This window comes from Serratia sp. H1w (assembly GCF_000633355.1).
GTDB lineage: Bacteria > Pseudomonadota > Gammaproteobacteria > Enterobacterales > Enterobacteriaceae > Chania.
The window spans coordinates 1-17,283 of the sequence record NZ_AYMQ01000033.1 but is presented as its reverse complement, the minus strand read 5'-3'; the positions used below and the strand labels follow the sequence as shown (position 1 = coordinate 17,283).

The following is a 17,283-nucleotide window of genomic DNA, read 5'->3' as shown; positions in this document are numbered from 1 at the left end:
ACAGTCTCTGAGATCGGGTAGGAACAACAGTATGTTTAATGAGTCGTTACTGGAAAGGATCCGCCATAACCTGGCAGAGAGCCCTACTTCAACCACCGGCACCGCCATCCCGGTTGGGGTTTCTAACCGGCATGTCCATCTGTCGCAGCAGGATATCGAGGCACTGTTCGGGGCCGGTTATCGGCTGACCCCGCTCAAAGAGCTACGCCAACCGGGACAATTTGCCGCCAAAGAGTGCGTGATGATTGTCGGCCCGAAAGGCTCGCTCTCCAAAGTGCGGGTGCTGGGACCAGCGCGAGAATGCAGTCAGCTGGAAATCTCCAAAGCGGACTGCTTTACCCTGGGGCTGAAAGCACCGGTACGCGAATCCGGCAATCTGATCGCCTCCGGCGACGCCATGCTGGCTGGCCCGGCAGGCTATGTTTCGCTGCGTTCGCAGGTGATTTGCGCCCAGCGCCATATCCATATGAACCCGCAGGATGCCGCAAGATTGGGCGTGCAGAACGGGCAGAAGGTACGGGTGAAGGCGGCAGGCGTGCGTGGGCTGATCTTTGATGAAGTGATCGTGCGGATCAAAGCCAGTTTTGCCCTGGAATTGCACATTGATACCGATGAGGCCAACGCCGCCGGGCTGGCTTCCGGTGACAACGTGGTTATCGTTCCCTAAGGCGGTCAATATGATGCAGCGTGAAATCATCGACAGATTGGTTAATGAAGTGCTCTCACGGATGCGGCCACCAGCATTGGTGTTATTAACCGCGGCGGATGGCTACCGTGAAATTATCCGCACGCGTTTACAGCGCTGCCAGGCATTCTCGCCGATGATCCTGTTTAGCGATAATGCCCGAGAACTTCATACAGAAGCAGATTGGGGCCAGCTCGGGCCAATCACTTCCCTGACTGAAATAAGTCAAACCGGCGCACTGGATAATATTGAACGAGTGCTGATCCCTTTCCTTGATTTCGCTACGGCGGCAGAGGTAGCTAACGGTTTATTACAATCCGAGGCGGCCCGATTTATTCATCTGGCCCGCATAAGCGGCAGGCCGATTATGGCGTTGGATTATAATTGCAATCCGGCCAGCGAATTAAATCAGCTGAAAGGGCTAAACCGCGCAGCGGGAAACCTTCCCCAGCTAGATCACCGGCCAAAGCTGGCAGCACTGGGCATTGAGCTGACTACGCTGGATCGGATGTTATCCGCCAAACCTGATGACGTCACCGCGCCTGCACAAGGCTACATCACACTGAGTGAGTTCAAGCGATGCGACGGTCATTTACCACCCGGAGCCAGATTGACGGATCTGGCATTGGAATATAGCCGAGGTAAAAAACAATAAAAATCCAGAGAGGAATATTACCCCAGTGATACTCCCCTCACCCTAACCCTCTCCCCAAGGAAAAGGGATCGACTGTGCCACCCATTAAATACAGTGTCTGAAAATAGCACCGTACCAACCCCCTCGCCCTTTGGGAGGGGGTTGGGTGAGAGGAAATAAACTCAGTATTAAATTTTAATATCATTATTACTTATCAGGAGCTAACTATTATGTCTACCAAGGCAAAAGCGTGGTTGTGGATGTTATTGGTCATATTCTCTGAAACCTCGGCCACCTCGACACTAAAAATGTTTGATAACAGTGAAGGTACCACCAAGACGTTATTACTCGGACTGATTGTGGTGCTGTATTGCGTTTGTTATTACTCGCTGTCCAACGCGGTGAAATACATTCCTGTTGGGCTAGCCTACGCCACCTGGTCGGGCACCGGGATTTTACTGGTCTCCTCGCTGGGTATGGTGTTTTACGGCCAGCACCCTGATATGCCAGCCATTATCGGCATGATCGTGATTGCCAGCGGCATCGTGATTATGAACCTCTTCTCCAAAATGGGCTCCTCCGAAGAATAATAAGGGTATCAACTATGTTTAATCTTGGCTTCTTATGGCTGGCACTGTCTATCGGTTCTGAAATTACCGGGACTTCGATGATCAAAAAGACCAACAACTTTAAAAAACTGGGGCCCTCGGTGTTGGTGATTGGCGCTTACTGCCTATGTTATTTTGCCCTGACCAGGGCGATGGGTTATATCCCGGTAGGTGTCGCCTATTCGCTGTGGTGCGGCTTTGGCATCGTCGGCGTGACCTTCGTCTCCATGCTGCTATACAAGCAGAAACCGGACCTGCCAGCCATCTTCGCCATGGCGCTGATCATCGGCGGTGGCGTCATTATGAATATCTTCTCGCAGATGTAAGATTGCAGGTTTCAAACTCATAAGGCGCAGCGGTAACGTTGCGCCTTTTTTGTCTTCTCGGTTATCGCTTTTCACCCTCTCCCCAAAAGGAGAGCGAGCGAGTTTGGCGTTGCGGTCAGGCTATGTAGGGGCGCCGCATGCTGTGCCCGTGTTAAGATCAGGCGCAGGAGCAGAATTGTGGCACATACAGTCCCCTCTCCCTGTGGGAGAGGGTTAGGGTGAGGGGACGTTCGTTATTTCCGCTTCAGCAGCAGGAACAAGCTAATCAGCAGGAACAGCAAGCTTGGCAGCAGCGCCCCCAGAACGGGCGGCATGCTGTACACCAGACTCAACGGGCCGAAGATCTGATCCGACACGTAGAACAGGAAGCCGAAGCTGATACCGATCACCACCCGCACGCCCATCGGCACACTACGCAGTGGGCCAAAGATAAACGACAGTGCCATCAGCATCATCACCGCCACCGACAGTGGCGAGAAGATCTTGCTCCACATGTTCAGCAGATAGCGGTTGGCCTCCTGGCCACTCTGCTTGAGGTACTTCACGTAGTTGTGCAAGCCGCTGATGGAGAGTGATTCCGGATCCAGCGCCACGACGCCCAGCTTGTCCGGCGTCAGGTTGGTTTTCCATACCCCGGTCAGCGTCTGGGTACTGGTGACTTGGTTAGGGTTGGTCAGATCGGAGGTATCTACCTGCGAAAGCTGCCACGCGCCATCTTCAAAATCTGCGGTACCGGCATAGCGAACCGTCTCTAACCGGCGCTGATCGTTGAAGTGGTAAATGTTGACGCCAGCCAGCTCTTTTTCACTCGCCACACGCTCGATGTAGATAAAGTCGTTGCCGTCCTTCGCCCACAGACCGCTCTTGGTAGAGAGCAGTGAGCCACCGTACATCTGCTGCGCACGGTAGTTACGCGCCATCTGCTCACCCTGCGGTGCCACCCACTCGCCGATTGCCATCGTCAGCAATACCAGCGGAATGGCGGTTTTCATCACCGAGCCGGCGATCTGCAAGCGGGTAAAGCCAGAGGCCTGCATGACCACCAATTCGCTACGCGTCGCCAGAGTACCTAAGCCAAGCAGGGCTCCTAACAGTGCCGCCATCGGGAAGAACAGTTCAATATCCTTGGGTACGCTGAGCAGGGTATATACCCCCGCACCCAGCGCCGAATATTCCCCCTGGCCGACTCTACGCAGCTGATCGACAAACTTGATAATGCCGGAAAGCGAAACCAGCATGAACAGCGTCATCATGATGGTGTTGAATATCGTTTTACCGATATAACGGTCCAGTACGCCAAACATCAGGCCGCTCCTCTCAGGCGTGCACGCAATCTACGCATCGGCACGGTATCCCATAGGTTAAGTGCCAGGGCAATCGCGAAGTACACCAGGTTGACCAGCCACATCCACACCAGTGGATCCAGCTTGCCTTTGCCACCATTGGAGCGCAGCGAGGTTTGCAACAGGAAGAAGATCAGGTACAGCAGCATCGCTGGCAGCATGCTCAGTACACGACCCTGACGTGGATTGACCACGCTAAGCGGTACCACCAACAGCGCCATCAGCACCACGGAAACCACTAACGTCAGGCGCCAATGGAACTCGGCGCGGGCATCAGGTTCGTCCGACTCCCACAGCGTACGCATCGACATCTGCTCGGACTGGGTATTATCGATGGTGACCGGCTGATGGCCGATAACCGCTTTATAGTCGCTGAAGTCGGTGATGCGGAAATCACGCAACATAGCGGTACCTTCAAACCGGGTGCCCTTGTCCAGCGTAACGACCTGCGATCCATCGCGCCCCTGATTGATCACCCCATGTTCGGCCACCACCACCGAAGGGCGTTGGTTGCCATTCGGGCGTAGCTGCGCCAGGAACACATCGGTGAAGGTGTTGCCTTTGACGCTGCCGACAAACAATACGGCGTTGCCATCCTGTGAAGACTGGAACTGCCCTTCAGCCAGCCCGGCAATGCTGGGGTTGGCTTTGGCTTCGGCAATCACTTCGTCTTGATGGCTGGCCGCCCATGGCCCGACCCAGAAGACGTTTACCGCAGCCACCGCCGAGGTAAAGATCGCCAACACCATAGCGGCAATAATCAGGGTTCGTTTCCCCAAGCCGCAGGCGTGCATAACGGTGATTTCGCTTTCGGTATACAACCGCCCAAGCGTCATCAATAGGCCAAGAAACAGGCTTAAGGGCAGGATTAGCTGCGCCATCTTCGGCACACCCAATGCAAGCAGGGATAAGACTAAATTTGTCGGGATATTGCCGTCGACCGCATCACCTAACACCCTGACCAGGTTCTGACAAAAGAAGATCAGAAGCAGGATAAACAGGATGGCAATTTGGCTCTTCAGCGTTTCCCGTACCAGATATCTAATGATGATCACGCTTATTACGCCTGTGAAAACTTGTCTTTTTGCAGGAAAATCGATAGTTTCATCGCTAATCCGCCATTTTTTCTCATCATGTGGCAACCTTCACAGCTAAAATAGTATTAGAACATCAAGCTGTTTGGCCGTCCTATAGGAACAGACCTATAGTTGCCAAAACAGAACATTTACGCCGTTCAGGTTAACCTAGTTAGTTAACTCAATGACGCAAGTTCATGGCGGAGTCGATCATTCTAGCCGTAGCTTTCGCCGTTGTCTTTAAGATTCAGGAGAGTGCATGGAGTTCAGTGTAAAAAGCGGTAGCCCGGAAAAACAGCGCAGCGCCTGTATTGTAGTAGGTGTTTTCGAACCACGCCGCCTGTCACCTATCGCAGAACAACTCGACAAAATCAGTGATGGTTATATCAGCGCACTACTGCGCCGGGGCGAACTGGAAGGCAAAGTCGGGCAGACGTTACTGCTGCACCATGTGCCGAACATTCTTTCCGAACGCATCTTGTTGATTGGCTGTGGCAAAGAGCGCGAGCTCGATGAACGCCAATACAAGCAGGTGATCCAGAAAACCATCAATACCCTAAACGACACCGGTTCCATGGAGGCCGTCTGCTTCCTGACCGAACTGCACGTCAAAGGCCGCAATACTTACTGGAAAGTGCGCCAGGCGGTAGAAACCGCCAAAGAAACGCTCTACACCTTCGATCAGTTGAAGAGCAACAAGGTCGAGCCACGTCGCCCACTGCGTAAAATGGTGTTCAACGTGCCAACGCGCCGTGAACTGACCAGCGGCGAACGTGCCATCCAACACGGCCTGGCCGTGGCTTCCGGCATAAAGGCCGCCAAAGATCTTGGCAATATGCCACCGAACATCTGTAACGCCGGTTATCTGGCTTCACAGGCACGTCAGTTGGCGGACGCCTTCAGCACCAACATCACCACCCGCGTCATCGGCGAACAGCAGATGAAAGAGCTGGGGATGAACGCCTATCTGGCGGTCGGTGCCGGTTCGCAAAACGAATCGCTGATGTCGGTGATGGAATATAAGGGAAATCCTAATCCGGACGCTAAGCCGATCGTGCTGGTGGGTAAAGGGCTGACCTTCGACTCCGGCGGTATTTCGATCAAACCGGCCGACAGCATGGACGAGATGAAGTACGACATGTGTGGTGCCGCGACCGTTTACGGCGTCATGCGTGTGGTAGCAGAACTCAACCTGCCGCTGAACGTGGTCGGCGTGCTGGCTGGCTGTGAAAACATGCCAGGCGGACGGGCCTATCGCCCAGGCGACGTACTGACCACCATGTCAGGCCAAACGGTCGAGGTGCTGAACACCGATGCCGAAGGCCGCCTGGTGCTGTGCGATACCCTCACCTACGTGGAACGTTTCGAGCCAGAGTTGGTGATTGATATCGCCACCCTGACCGGTGCTTGTGTGATCGCCTTGGGCCATCACATTACCGGCCTGATGTCGAACCACAACCCGCTGGCACACGAGCTGATCGGTGCCTCCGAGCAATCGGGCGACCGTGCATGGCGCTTGCCGATGAGCGATGAGTATTACGAGCAGTTGGATTCCAACTTTGCGGATATGGCTAACATCGGTGGCCGTCCTGGTGGTGCCATCACCGCCGCGTGCTTCCTTTCACGCTTTACCCGCAAGTACAGCTGGGCACACCTGGATATCGCCGGGACCGCCTGGCGCTCCGGCAAGGCTAAAGGGGCTACTGGCCGTCCTGTCGCATTGCTGGCGCAGTTCCTGCTCAATCGTGCCGGGTTGAACGGCGACGATTAAATCCGCGCGGTAAATCAGGTATAATCACCAAGGGCACAGCACGCTGTGCCCTTACACTTTTTTGGCCACGGTGAATTTAATCATGAAACAGGCAACGTTCTACCTGCTTGAACACGCAGAACCCGCTGGTGCACTCAGTGCGCACGAGGCTGTGGCCTGCGCCGTTGCCGCCGAAAAGTGGCGCGCAGGCAAGCGGGTGCTGATTGCCTGTGAAAGCCAGGAGCAGGCCCAGCGGCTGGACGAAGCGCTGTGGCAACGTGAGCCACACCAATTTGTGCCACACAATCTGGCGGGCGAAGGGCCAAACTTTGGCGCGCCGGTCGAACTGTGTTGGCCTGGCAAACGCGGCAATGCTCCGCGCGATCTGCTGATCGCCCTGCTGCCGCAGTTTGCAGATTTTGCTACTGCTTTCCATCAAGTGGTAGACTTCGTCCCTTACGAAGACACCTTGAAACAGTTGGCGCGCGAACGTTATAAAGCCTATCGCAGCGTCGGCTTCCATTTGACCACGGCCACGCCGCCAACTAACTGAACCTGAAATAAAAATGGAAAAGACCAACACCGATCTCGATACCGCCTATGACCCAACCCAGATCGAACAGAAGCTGTACGATCACTGGGAAAGCCAGGGCTATTTCAAACCGAATGGCGATACCAGCCAGGAAAGTTTCTGCATCATGATCCCGCCGCCGAACGTCACCGGCAGCCTGCATATGGGCCACGCGTTCCAGCAGACCATCATGGACACCATGACCCGTTACCAGCGCATGCAAGGTAAAAATACCCTGTGGCAAGCCGGTACCGACCATGCCGGTATCGCGACCCAGATGGTGGTTGAGCGCAAGATCGCCGCAGAAGAAAATAAAACCCGCCATGATTATGGCCGCGACGCGTTTATCGACAAAATCTGGCAGTGGAAGGCAGAGTCCGGCGGCACCATCACCCGTCAGATGCGCCGTCTGGGCAACTCCGTGGACTGGGAGCGTGAGCGCTTCACCATGGATGATGGCCTGTCCAACGCGGTGAAAGAAGTGTTTGTCCGCCTGTACAAAGAAGATCTGATCTACCGTGGCAAACGCCTGGTGAACTGGGATCCGAAACTGCGCACCGCCATTTCCGATCTGGAAGTGGAAAACCGCGAATCCAAAGGCTCCATGTGGCACCTGCGCTATCCGCTGGCCGACGGCGCGAAAACGGCAGAAGGCAAAGACTATCTGGTGGTAGCGACCACCCGTCCGGAAACCGTGCTGGGTGATACCGGCGTGGCGGTGAACCCGGAAGATCCGCGCTACAAGGATCTGATTGGCAAAGAGATCATTCTGCCACTGGTTGGCCGCCGCATCCGCATCGTGGGTGACGAGCACGCCGATATGGAGAAAGGCACCGGCTGCGTGAAAATCACCCCGGCGCACGATTTCAACGACTACGAAGTCGGTAAGCGTCATGGCCTGCCGATGATCAACATCCTGAGCTTCGACGGCGATATCCTGGACGTAGCCGAGGTGTTCGATACCTTGGGCGAAGCCAGCACTGCCTACAGCGGCGAATTGCCAGCCCAGTTCCGTGGCCTGGAGCGTTTTGCTGCCCGTAAAGCCGTGGTTGCCGCCTTTGACGAACTCGGCCTGCTGGAAGAGATCAAACCTCACGATCTGACCGTGCCTTACGGTGACCGTGGCGGCGTAGTGATCGAGCCAATGCTGACCGACCAATGGTACGTGCGTACCGCACCGCTGGCCAAAGTGGCGGTGGAAGCAGTTGAGCAAGGTGAGATCCAGTTCGTACCTAAGCAGTACGAAAACATGTACTTCAGCTGGATGCGTGATATCCAGGACTGGTGTATCTCCCGTCAGCTGTGGTGGGGCCACCGTATTCCAGCCTGGTACGACGCCGAAGGCAAAGTCTACGTAGGCCGCACCGAAGAAGAAGTGCGCCGCGAAAACAACCTGGGTGCCGACGTGGCGCTGAACCAGGACGAGGACGTGCTGGATACCTGGTTCTCCTCCGGCCTGTGGACCTTCTCGACGCTGGGTTGGCCAGAGCAGACCCCGGATCTGAAGACCTTCCACCCGACCAGCGTGCTGGTCAGCGGCTTCGACATCATCTTCTTCTGGATTGCCCGCATGATCATGTTGACCATGCACTTCGTCAAAGACGAAAACGGCAAGCCGCAGGTCCCGTTCAAGACCGTATACATGACCGGCCTGATCCGCGACGACGAAGGGCAGAAAATGTCCAAGTCGAAGGGTAACGTCATCGATCCGCTGGATATGGTAGACGGTATCTCGCTGGAAGATCTGCTGGAAAAACGTACCGGCAACATGATGCAGCCGCAGCTGGCAGAGAAAATCCGCAAGCGCACCGAGAAGCAGTTCCCGAACGGCATCGAACCGCACGGTACCGACGCCCTGCGCTTCACCCTAGCGGCACTGGCCTCTACCGGCCGTGACATCAACTGGGATATGAAGCGCCTGGAAGGCTACCGTAACTTCTGTAACAAACTGTGGAACGCCAGCCGCTTTGTGCTGATGAATACCGAAGCGCACGACTGTGGCTTCAATGGCGGCGAAATGCAGCTGTCGCTGGCCGATCGCTGGATCCTGGCCGAGTTCAACCGCACGGTGAAAGCCTACCGTGAGGCGCTGGACACCTATCGCTTCGATATCGCGGCAGGCATTCTGTACGAATTCACCTGGAACCAGTTCTGCGACTGGTATCTGGAGCTGACCAAGCCGATCGTGACCAACGGCAGCGAAGCGGAACAGCGCGGTACGCGCAATACGCTGATCACCGTATTGGAAGCGTTGCTGCGCCTGGCGCATCCAATCATTCCGTTTATCACCGAAACCATCTGGCAGCGCGTTAAGCAGATCAAAGGTATTACTGACGATACCATCATGCTGCAGCCGTTCCCGGCCTTCGACACTGCACTGGAAGATCAGCAGGCGCTGGACGATCTGGAGTGGATCAAGCAGGCGATCACCGCGGTGCGTAACATCCGCGCCGAGATGAACATTGCGCCAAGCAAACAGCTGGAAGTGCTGCTGCGTAACGCCAATGGTGACGCTCAGCGTCGCGTGCAGGAAAACCAGAGCTTTATCGAGCGCCTGGCACGCCTGACCTCGATCACTCTGCTGCCAGCAGGCGAGAAAGGCCCGGTTTCTGTCACCAAGTTGGTAGACGGTGCCGAGTTGCTGATCCCGATGGCCGGCTTTATCGACAAGGATGCAGAAATCGCGCGTCTGTCAAAAGAGATGGGCAAGCTGGATACCGAAATCGCCTCTATCGAAGGCAAGCTGTCCAACGAAGGCTTTGTGGCACGCGCACCGGAAGCGGTGGTGGCCAAAGAGCGTGAACGTCTGGCAGCCTGCAAGGAAGGCAAGGTGAAGTTGCAGGAACAGCAGGCGACCATCGCCGCGCTCTAATCACTGCGGTAAGCCGAATCAACAACAGCGGGTGATTTTTCCCCGCTGTTTTTTTTCAGCATTGCCAAGTGACAGCCTTAGATGTTATTACAAAGCTTGACCAATTCGACACCTTTGGTAATAACAACCCAATTGAGGAGCCCCGCAGGCTCCATTTAATGGCAAATGGCGAGTAAAAACATGACAACAGCAACCCCAGTGCGTCTTCTGGTGCGCCCAATAACGGCCGACGACAATGCCGCTATTGCTCACGTCATTCGCGAAGTCTCCGCCGAGCATGGCCTGACGGCGGATAAAGGCTATACCGTTTCCGATCCCAATCTGGACGCTTTATACCAGCTCTACAGCCAACCGCGCAGTGCCTACTGGGTGGTGGAGATAGACGGTCAGATTGCCGGTGGCGGTGGCGTTGCGCCGCTGCAAGGCGGTGAGATCGACGTCTGCGAATTACAGAAAATGTATTTCCTGCCCACGCTACGCGGCAAAGGTCTGGCAAAAAGCCTGGCATTGCAGGCGCTGGAATTTGCACGCCAACAAGGGTTCAGTTGTTGTTACCTCGAAACGACCGCCACGCTGCAACAGGCCATCGGCCTGTATGAACATCTGGGCTTCGAGCATATCGATCATGCCATGGGCAATACCGGCCACGGCGACTGCGAAGTCACCATGCTGAAAACGCTTTAACTCCCGCAAACGCCCCTCACCCTCTCCCCAAGGAGAGGGGACCGAATGTGCCACGATTTTGCTCCTGCGCCTGACCGTAATTTGCCCAAAAAATCACCTGTATCTGACAACAACGCCGCACTGGCTCCCTCTCCCTTTGGGAGAGGGTTGGGGTGAGGGGCAACCCAATATCAAAACCATTAACATCAACATCATTCAAAAAACCACACGGTAATTTTATATTTCAAACAGTTAAACTGATGTTAACAGCCACTGTGTAAATTTATTGTGATATTCGTTAATAAATTAACGATCACAAATTGACCTGCCATTCTTCTGGGTTACTCTGCCAAGACGCTCTCCAACCATCACGCACAGGGAACGGTCATGTCAGAAAATAACTTCGATTACATTATTGTTGGCGCAGGCTCGGCGGGTTGCGTGCTGGCGGCACAGCTCATCCGTCGCACCCAGGCCCGTATCCTGCTGCTGGAAGCCGGCGGTGACGACAATAATCTGTTTATCAAAATGCCCGCCGGAGTGGCCAAAATCATCGCCAAGAAGAGCTGGCCGTATGAAACCGAGCCAGAGCCGCACGCCAATAATCGCCGTATGCAGATCGCCCAGGGCAAAGTGCTGGGTGGCAGCAGTTCGGTCAACGGCATGATCTACCTGCGCGGCCAGCCACAGGATTACGACGCCTGGGCTGAGCAATATGGCTGCATCGGTTGGAGCTATCAGGACGTACTGCCTTACTTTAAACGTGCCGAAGCCAATGAAAGCCTGGCGGATGAGTATCACGGCAACGAGGGGCTGCTGCCGGTCAGCGAGAACCGCTACCGCCATCCGCTCAGCATGGCGTTTATCCGCGCAGGTCAGGAATTGGATCTGCCCTACCGCAATGACTTTAACGGTGCGAGCCAGCACGGCGTAGGGTTCTACCAAACCACCACTCACAACGGCGAACGTGCCAGCACCGCCCGCACCTATCTGAAATCGGTGCGCGATAACTCGCGACTGGTGGTGAAACTCAACGCGCTGGTGCACCGCGTCACGTTTGAAAACAACGTGGCAACCGGGGTGATTTACAGCCTGAACGGTGGCAATGAGGTTGTCGTCTGCGCCAGTCAGGAAGTGATCCTCAGTGCCGGAGCGGTTGGCTCACCGAAGCTCCTGATGCTGTCCGGCATCGGTCCGCGCGAGCACTTGGAGCAGTTGGGCATTGCGCCGCTGGCCGATCTGCCGGTGGGCAAAAACTTCCACGATCACCTGCATATGTCGATCAACGTCAGTACCCGCGAGCCTGTCAGCCTGTTCGGCGCCGATCGGGGTATGCAGGCAATTCGCCACGGTGCCGAGTGGCTGGCGTTTCGCAGCGGCGTGTTGACCTCTAACGTGCTGGAGGGGGCCGCCTTCGCCGATACTCAGGGCAACGGCAGGCCAGACGTGCAGGTGCACTTCCTGCCCATACTGGACAGTTGGGACGATGTGCCCGGTGAACCGCTACCGGCGATCCACGGTATGTCGCTGAAGGTCGGCTATCTGCAACCCAAAGCACGCGGCCAAGTGCAATTACGCAGCCGCAATCCGGCCGATCCGGTCAAGTTACAGGCCAACTACCTCGGCCACCCGGACGATCTGGCAGGCAGCATTCGTGCGGTGAAATTTGGCCTGCGCTTCCTGGAGACCGCCGCCTTCAAGCCGTTGATTAAAGACCTGCTGATGCCACAACCGGCATGGGTCAATGATGAGGCGCAGATGGAGGAGTTTGTGCGTAATTTCTGCAAGACCGTGTATCACCCGGTAGGAAGCTGCCGTATGGGGCAAAATGCCGAGGACTCGGTGACCGATTTGCAGCTACGGGTGCATGGCTTTGAACGGCTACGGGTGGTCGACTGCTCGGTGATGCCGCAAGTCACCAGCGGCAATACCAATGCCCCGACCATTATGCTGGCCGAAAAGGCGGTGGATTTGATATTGGGAACAGCTGAGTAGGCCCCTCACCCCAACCCTCTCCCAAAGGGAGAGGGAGCTAGTCCGGAGTCGCTGTCAGGAACAGGAGACCATTTGCGGCATACCACCCACGAACCGTAAAAGCGCATGCGACAGGATAAAAATACGGCTATATTCCCTGCTACATCGTCAATGCAAAGGGATTTTCATGCGTATTGCTGCACTCGCCGTTTTTGGGCTACTCACCTCACCGTGGCTACATGCCGCCCCGTTGCAAGGCACCTACTTTGCCCATAAAGACTGGGAGTTAGCCTGTGATAATACCGGCACCTGCCGGGCCGCAGGCTATAGCGAAGGAAAAGTCAGCCTGTTATTAACCCGCCCGGCGGGGCCAGATGAAAGTTTTACGCTGGAGGTGGCCTTTGCCCAGCAAACTCAGGGGCAACCACCAAAAGCAGAGGCGTTGTTATTGATCAATAACGCACCGGCCGGGAAATTAAATAACACCGCCAATGGCGACTTTATCTTGGATTATGCGCAACGCCAGTCCGTCCTGCACGCACTGCGCCAAGATGAGCAGATCGAATTCTCCCTCAACGGCGAGCGAATAGCGCTTTCTGCCTCTGGTTCCAACGCCGTACTGTTGAAAATGGATGAGTTCCAACGGCGCGTTGGTACGAACAGCGCATTACTTTCCCCCGGAAAGAACAATAACAACGCGGTGTTGGTCGCTAGCCCCAAGCCTGAAATCATTACCCAACCGGTTATCGCCGCCCCAAATATCGAGCCATTAACTGCGCTACAAAAGCAAAAGATTGCCGGATGGATACAGCCCACCGCAGCAATGAACTGTAGCGAGCTCGAGGAAGGCAGGGAAAGAACTTTTGATGTTATCCCGCTAGACAACAGCCATTCCCTGATCAGAACCGAGTGTTTCGATATTTCCCGCTTTGCCCTATGGGTCACGGATAACAGTTTCAGCAAACGTCCACAATTGATCACCAACGATGCGGCAGACTATCAGCAGGGTAAGATTTGGCAATACAGCGGGCCAATACGCGCCTGGGTCTGGGATGGCCAACAGTTTGCGCTGGCCGATGAGTATCATGACAACGCCGGGCAAGGCAATACGCTATCCATTGGTGGCGTTTGGCATCTGCCGACCTATGTCAGCACGATCCGCACCTCACAGGAAGTCGATCTCGACAACGCAGCGCTGAAAACATTTTACCGCGCGGTGATGAAGCAGAAAGCGGCTAACCCGGAAGGCGCATGGGAAAACGTTGCTGCGCAGTTCCCCATCAAAAAGCCGCTAACGGCTTTCGACTTCTCCTATAACGAAGATGGCCCACAGCCAAAGGGCAAACCGTCTGCCGATATCAGCGATGATGAATGGCAGGCGTTTCTGAACTCCAACATCTCCGCCGATACGGAATCAGGCAACGTCAGCTTTCAACTGGTCGATCTCGACGGCGACGGCAAACGCGATTTAATTATTGGCAGCTACGTCGGCGGCACCGGTTTATTCAGCTACACCGGCGTGCTCAAGCGTGGTGATACCGCGTTTTACTCCACCAGTGAGGACGATGGCAATGGTGATTTCGGGGTGCCGGGAGCCCTGTTTTCTGAAAACGGGCGCGGCGCGAACCAGTGGAGCCAATGGGTTGAAATCAACGGTCAGGTCTATGCGTTGTGGTTTAACGGTAATTTCGGCGAGGATAATCTCTATCTTATCCGTCCGTTTAGCCAGGCAGCCAACACGCCAACGGTGACCATTCGTTATTACTACGATCTCAATACCCTCGATTCCTCGGTAGACGAGGAAGTCCCTGCGCCGCCACTCAGCGCCAAGGACAAAGCAACGCTGCTGAAATCACTGGCAACCATGCAGCAGCACTTGCTGAAAGATCGGCCTGCGGGGCAGGTTAATACCGCGATTTGCCCAGTCCCAGCGGGAACGTCGCCCGAAGATGCTGAGAGTTATAGCATGGGCACGGCCCTGCATTATGCTTACGAAGCGGTTGCCTACATCCCCGTCTGGATTAATGACCACTGTTATATCGGCACCGTCGCCAGCCACTTTGGTGCTTATGGCCACGGTGTCGATGCCGAAATCTCGCTGTCATCCCCGGAGAAAGACTCGGAGTTTGTCGCGGGTTATGCCATCAGCGGGCCAAGAAGTATCACCTCGGTGACCAGTGGCTATAAACAACGCGTGGGCGATAACGGCGCGCTCTGACCTTAGGCCACCGGCACGCCGCTATGGAAGCGGAACTCTTCGTCCGGCGAGCGGATCAGTTCAGCCTCTAGCTGGCCAAAAAACGCCACACGTTCGCTGATATCGCCGCCAGCAATCTGCTCTGCCAGGGACAGGTAATCCTGATAATGGCGAGCTTCAGAACGCAGCAGCGAAACATAGAACCGGTTCAGCTCATCGTCCAGGAACGGGGCCAACTTGGCGAAGCGTTCGCAGGAGCGGGCCTCGATATACGCGCCGCAGATCAGTTTGTCGATCAGGGTGGCCGGATCGTGGGTGCGCACCTCGCGGATCATGCTTTTGGCGTAGCGGCTGGCGGTGATCTTTCTGTACGGGATCTGCCGGGCCTGCATGATCTCCAGCACCTGCGAGAAGTGATGCAGCTCTTCTTTGATCAGCAATACCATCTTGTCGACCAGATCCTGGCCGTAGGCCGAGCTGTTCTTCGGCAGGATCTTCCTGGTAAAGGCACTCTGGCGGAACAACTCTTCCGGCACTTCCTGCGCCTCATGCACAAACGCCTCATACGGCCTGAGCAGCGCCAGTAGAGCATCGCCGCTCTCTTTGTCTGCCACGTAGCGGCGGATCAGCCACATGCCGGTCTGCGCCGCTTTCAGCTCGCATACCAGGTGGTCGGTCAGCAACAGTTGCAGGTTTTCCGGGCGACGGGCCGCTTCGATCCAGCCATCGGGGGTTTCACAATGCAGGAAGTTGAGTATCGGGGATAATAGGGATTGGTATTTCATCGGGTTCTATCAGGGGCCAGCTTGCGCCAGCCCGCAGGATTTAATTAATGACGTTTGCCGTCGTCGTCTTCATCGATAAAGTCGCCGTCTTCTTCGTCGTCGTCGCCTTCTTCACCGTTCGGATCTTCGTAGTAGGTGCCCCAACCGTCGTAATTGACACCGCATTTTTCTGCCAGTGCCACCAGTTGTTCTACCTGGCTGTCGATCAGTTCGGCATTTAGCGCGACTTCGCTGATCACATCACAGCACATCACCATAGAGCCATCTTCCACTTCCAGCTCTTCGGCATCGGTCACTTCGTAGCCCAGTTTGAAGGCTTCGACGGCGGCCTGCTCCAGAACTTCAAACTTTTCGGCAGAGAAATGGTGCTCGATGGTGTAGAGCGCATCCGGATCGCTGCCGTCGTCCAGCAGTTCTTCGATGATCAGGCGCGTTTCTTCACGTTGTTCTTCCAGCAATTCACGGTTTGCCATGCCTCTATCCTCAATAAATTGGGCTTCGTTACTTCTATTTTCACACACCGCTGTCACCGCTGCCATGATAAACGTGAAAGATTTCTGTTTCGGGCTTGAAATTGAATATTCATACATATAAAGTGAATTTAAATTCAACCAAACGATAGGGATTTGCGCAGATGAGCCAGATGAACCCGTTCTACAGTCGTCACTTTTTGAGATTAATGGATTTTACCCCCAGTGAGATCCAGTCCTTGCTGCAGTTGGCCGCCGATTTAAAGCAGGCCAAGAAGCAAGGCCAGGAAACCCGGCATCTGCAAGGCAAAAACATTGCGCTCATCTTCGAAAAAGACTCGACCCGTACCCGATGCTCTTTCGAAGTTGCCGCATTCGATCAGGGGGCTCAGGTCACCTACCTGGGCCCAAGCGGCAGCCAGATCGGCCATAAAGAGTCGATGAAAGACACCGCCCGCGTGCTGGGCCGGATGTACGACGGTATTCAATATCGTGGTTTTGGTCAGTGTCTGGTGGAAACCTTGGCTGAACATGCTGGCGTGCCGGTGTGGAATGGCCTGACCAACGAGTTCCATCCCACCCAGTTATTGGCAGATCTGCTCACTGTGCGCGAACACCTGCCGGGCAAGGCCTTGAACGAGGTGAAATTCGCCTACATTGGCGATGCACATAACAATATGGGCAACACCCTGTTGGAAGCCGCTGCGCTGGTGGGCATGGATCTGCGCCTGGTTGCCCCGAAAGCCTGTTGGCCGCACGCCGAACTGGTGGCGGAATGTCAGGCGTTGGCACAGCAGACCGGCGGCAAAATCACGCTGACGGAAGATATTGCCGAAGGCGTACAGGGTGCGGATTTCCTGTATACCGACGTTTGGGTCTCGATGGGCGAAGCCAAAGAAGTCTGGCAGGAGCGGATTGCCCTGCTCAGACCATATCAGGTGAATATGGCGATGGTGAAACTGACCGGTAATCCACAGGTGAAATTCCTGCACTGCCTGCCAGCCTTCCATGACGATCAGACCACGCTGGGTAAGCAAATGGCCGAGCAGTACGGTATGCACGGCGGTATTGAAGTCACCAACGAAGTATTCGAATCCGCACACAGCATCGTGTTCGATCAGGCAGAAAACCGCCTGCACACCATCAAAGCGGTAATGGTCGCCACACTGAGCAAGACCTTGTAAAAAAAACCTTCTTACCGGAGGGTTCAGATTGATGACAAAGTGGCAATGCGGCTAAATTTGTAGGGGTCGAACATGTTCGACCCGATTTAATCCATTGATTATCCAATCGCTTGTCATCTGCATCCAGACGGGCGCAGCATGCAGC

The 17,283-nt window shown here is 55.2% G+C and carries 15 protein-coding genes; 11 read left to right on the top strand and 4 right to left on the bottom strand.

From position 1 onward, the window contains the following. The first annotated feature begins 31 nt into the window (after positions 1 to 31). The 4 genes from U869_RS0105445 to U869_RS0105430 all read left to right on the top strand — a co-directional run bounded on the left by U869_RS0105445 (position 32) and on the right by U869_RS0105430 (position 2,253). Positions 32 to 667, top strand: a complete 636-nt coding sequence (locus tag U869_RS0105445) for a phosphate propanoyltransferase (RefSeq protein WP_025122589.1) — start codon at positions 32 to 34, stop codon at positions 665 to 667. 10 nt (positions 668 to 677) lie between these two features. Further along, positions 678 to 1,340, top strand: a complete 663-nt coding sequence (locus U869_RS0105440; RefSeq protein ID WP_025122590.1) for a hypothetical protein — start codon at positions 678 to 680, stop codon at positions 1,338 to 1,340. 209 nt (positions 1,341 to 1,549) lie between these two features. Continuing rightward, on the top strand, positions 1,550 to 1,909 hold the full coding sequence (locus tag U869_RS0105435) for a multidrug efflux SMR transporter (RefSeq protein WP_025122591.1): 360 nt from the start codon (positions 1,550 to 1,552) through the stop codon (positions 1,907 to 1,909). A gap of 14 nt (positions 1,910 to 1,923) precedes the next feature. Next, positions 1,924 to 2,253 (top strand): multidrug efflux SMR transporter, encoded by a 330-nt coding sequence (locus U869_RS0105430; RefSeq protein ID WP_025122592.1) that lies wholly within the window; start codon positions 1,924 to 1,926, stop codon positions 2,251 to 2,253. Positions 2,254 to 2,486: 233 nt separating this feature from the next. Here the strand turns inward: U869_RS0105430 and lptG are convergent, their stop codons facing one another. Continuing rightward, positions 2,487 to 3,557 carry an LPS export ABC transporter permease LptG gene (gene lptG / locus U869_RS0105425; RefSeq protein ID WP_025122593.1) on the bottom strand — a complete coding sequence of 357 codons (1,071 nt, stop codon included), beginning with the start codon at positions 3,555 to 3,557 and terminating at the stop codon, positions 2,487 to 2,489. Beyond that, positions 3,557 to 4,651, bottom strand: coding sequence for an LPS export ABC transporter permease LptF (lptF, locus tag U869_RS0105420; RefSeq protein ID WP_025122594.1), 1,095 nt, complete (start codon positions 4,649 to 4,651; stop codon positions 3,557 to 3,559). The genes lptG and lptF overlap by 1 nt, the downstream gene beginning before the upstream one ends. 280 nt (positions 4,652 to 4,931) lie before the next feature. Between lptF and pepA the strand changes: the two genes are divergently transcribed. The 6 genes from pepA (at position 4,932) to U869_RS0105390 (ending at position 14,720) form a co-directional block, all read left to right on the top strand. After that, a complete protein-coding gene (pepA, locus tag U869_RS0105415; RefSeq protein ID WP_025122595.1) occupies positions 4,932 to 6,443 on the top strand; it encodes a leucyl aminopeptidase in 1,512 nt (503 codons plus the stop codon). A gap of 82 nt (positions 6,444 to 6,525) precedes the next feature. Further along, on the top strand, positions 6,526 to 6,975 hold the full coding sequence (locus U869_RS0105410; RefSeq protein ID WP_025122596.1) for a DNA polymerase III subunit chi: 450 nt from the start codon (positions 6,526 to 6,528) through the stop codon (positions 6,973 to 6,975). Between the two features lie 13 nt (positions 6,976 to 6,988). Further along, complete coding sequence (locus tag U869_RS0105405) at positions 6,989 to 9,865, top strand: valine--tRNA ligase (protein ID WP_025122597.1); 2,877 nt, start codon at positions 6,989 to 6,991, stop codon at positions 9,863 to 9,865. A gap of 180 nt (positions 9,866 to 10,045) precedes the next feature. Next, positions 10,046 to 10,549, top strand: coding sequence for a GNAT family N-acetyltransferase (locus U869_RS0105400; protein WP_025122598.1), 504 nt, complete (start codon positions 10,046 to 10,048; stop codon positions 10,547 to 10,549). A gap of 366 nt (positions 10,550 to 10,915) precedes the next feature. After that, positions 10,916 to 12,523 carry a GMC family oxidoreductase gene (locus tag U869_RS0105395; RefSeq protein ID WP_025122599.1) on the top strand — a complete coding sequence of 536 codons (1,608 nt, stop codon included), beginning with the start codon at positions 10,916 to 10,918 and terminating at the stop codon, positions 12,521 to 12,523. 166 nt (positions 12,524 to 12,689) lie between these two features. Next, positions 12,690 to 14,720, top strand: coding sequence for a DUF1176 domain-containing protein (locus U869_RS0105390; RefSeq protein WP_025122600.1), 2,031 nt, complete (start codon positions 12,690 to 12,692; stop codon positions 14,718 to 14,720). A gap of 2 nt (positions 14,721 to 14,722) precedes the next feature. Here the strand turns inward: U869_RS0105390 and miaE are convergent, their stop codons facing one another. Continuing rightward, the gene (gene miaE, locus U869_RS0105385; RefSeq protein ID WP_025122601.1) at positions 14,723 to 15,484 is read right to left on the bottom strand and encodes a tRNA isopentenyl-2-thiomethyl-A-37 hydroxylase MiaE; all 762 of its coding nucleotides are present in this window, start codon (positions 15,482 to 15,484) and stop codon (positions 14,723 to 14,725) included. A gap of 44 nt (positions 15,485 to 15,528) precedes the next feature. After that, positions 15,529 to 15,957, bottom strand: coding sequence for a ribonuclease E inhibitor RraB (gene rraB / locus U869_RS0105380; protein WP_025122602.1), 429 nt, complete (start codon positions 15,955 to 15,957; stop codon positions 15,529 to 15,531). Between the two features lie 161 nt (positions 15,958 to 16,118). On the opposite strand from rraB, the gene argF reads away from it, so the two are divergent. Beyond that, positions 16,119 to 17,138 carry an ornithine carbamoyltransferase gene (gene argF, locus U869_RS0105375; RefSeq protein ID WP_025122603.1) on the top strand — a complete coding sequence of 340 codons (1,020 nt, stop codon included), beginning with the start codon at positions 16,119 to 16,121 and terminating at the stop codon, positions 17,136 to 17,138. Positions 17,139 to 17,283 lie beyond the last annotated feature (145 nt).

Bases quoted from the DNA above. Each gene is read 5' to 3' on its own strand.
- U869_RS0105445 (WP_025122589.1), top strand. From the start codon at position 32: ATGTTTAATGAGTCGTTACTGGAAAGGATCCGCCATAACCTGGCAGAG.
- U869_RS0105440 (WP_025122590.1), top strand. From the start codon at position 678: ATGATGCAGCGTGAAATCATCGACAGATTGGTTAATGAAGTGCTCTCA.
- U869_RS0105435 (WP_025122591.1), top strand. From the start codon at position 1,550: ATGTCTACCAAGGCAAAAGCGTGGTTGTGGATGTTATTGGTCATATTC.
- U869_RS0105430 (WP_025122592.1), top strand. From the start codon at position 1,924: ATGTTTAATCTTGGCTTCTTATGGCTGGCACTGTCTATCGGTTCTGAA.
- lptG (WP_025122593.1), bottom strand. From the start codon at position 3,557: ATGTTTGGCGTACTGGACCGTTATATCGGTAAAACGATATTCAACACC.
- pepA (WP_025122595.1), top strand. From the start codon at position 4,932: ATGGAGTTCAGTGTAAAAAGCGGTAGCCCGGAAAAACAGCGCAGCGCC.
- U869_RS0105410 (WP_025122596.1), top strand. From the start codon at position 6,526: ATGAAACAGGCAACGTTCTACCTGCTTGAACACGCAGAACCCGCTGGT.
- U869_RS0105405 (WP_025122597.1), top strand. From the start codon at position 6,989: ATGGAAAAGACCAACACCGATCTCGATACCGCCTATGACCCAACCCAG.
- U869_RS0105400 (WP_025122598.1), top strand. From the start codon at position 10,046: ATGACAACAGCAACCCCAGTGCGTCTTCTGGTGCGCCCAATAACGGCC.
- U869_RS0105395 (WP_025122599.1), top strand. From the start codon at position 10,916: ATGTCAGAAAATAACTTCGATTACATTATTGTTGGCGCAGGCTCGGCG.
- U869_RS0105390 (WP_025122600.1), top strand. From the start codon at position 12,690: ATGCGTATTGCTGCACTCGCCGTTTTTGGGCTACTCACCTCACCGTGG.
- miaE (WP_025122601.1), bottom strand. From the start codon at position 15,484: ATGAAATACCAATCCCTATTATCCCCGATACTCAACTTCCTGCATTGT.
- rraB (WP_025122602.1), bottom strand. From the start codon at position 15,957: ATGGCAAACCGTGAATTGCTGGAAGAACAACGTGAAGAAACGCGCCTG.
- argF (WP_025122603.1), top strand. From the start codon at position 16,119: ATGAGCCAGATGAACCCGTTCTACAGTCGTCACTTTTTGAGATTAATG.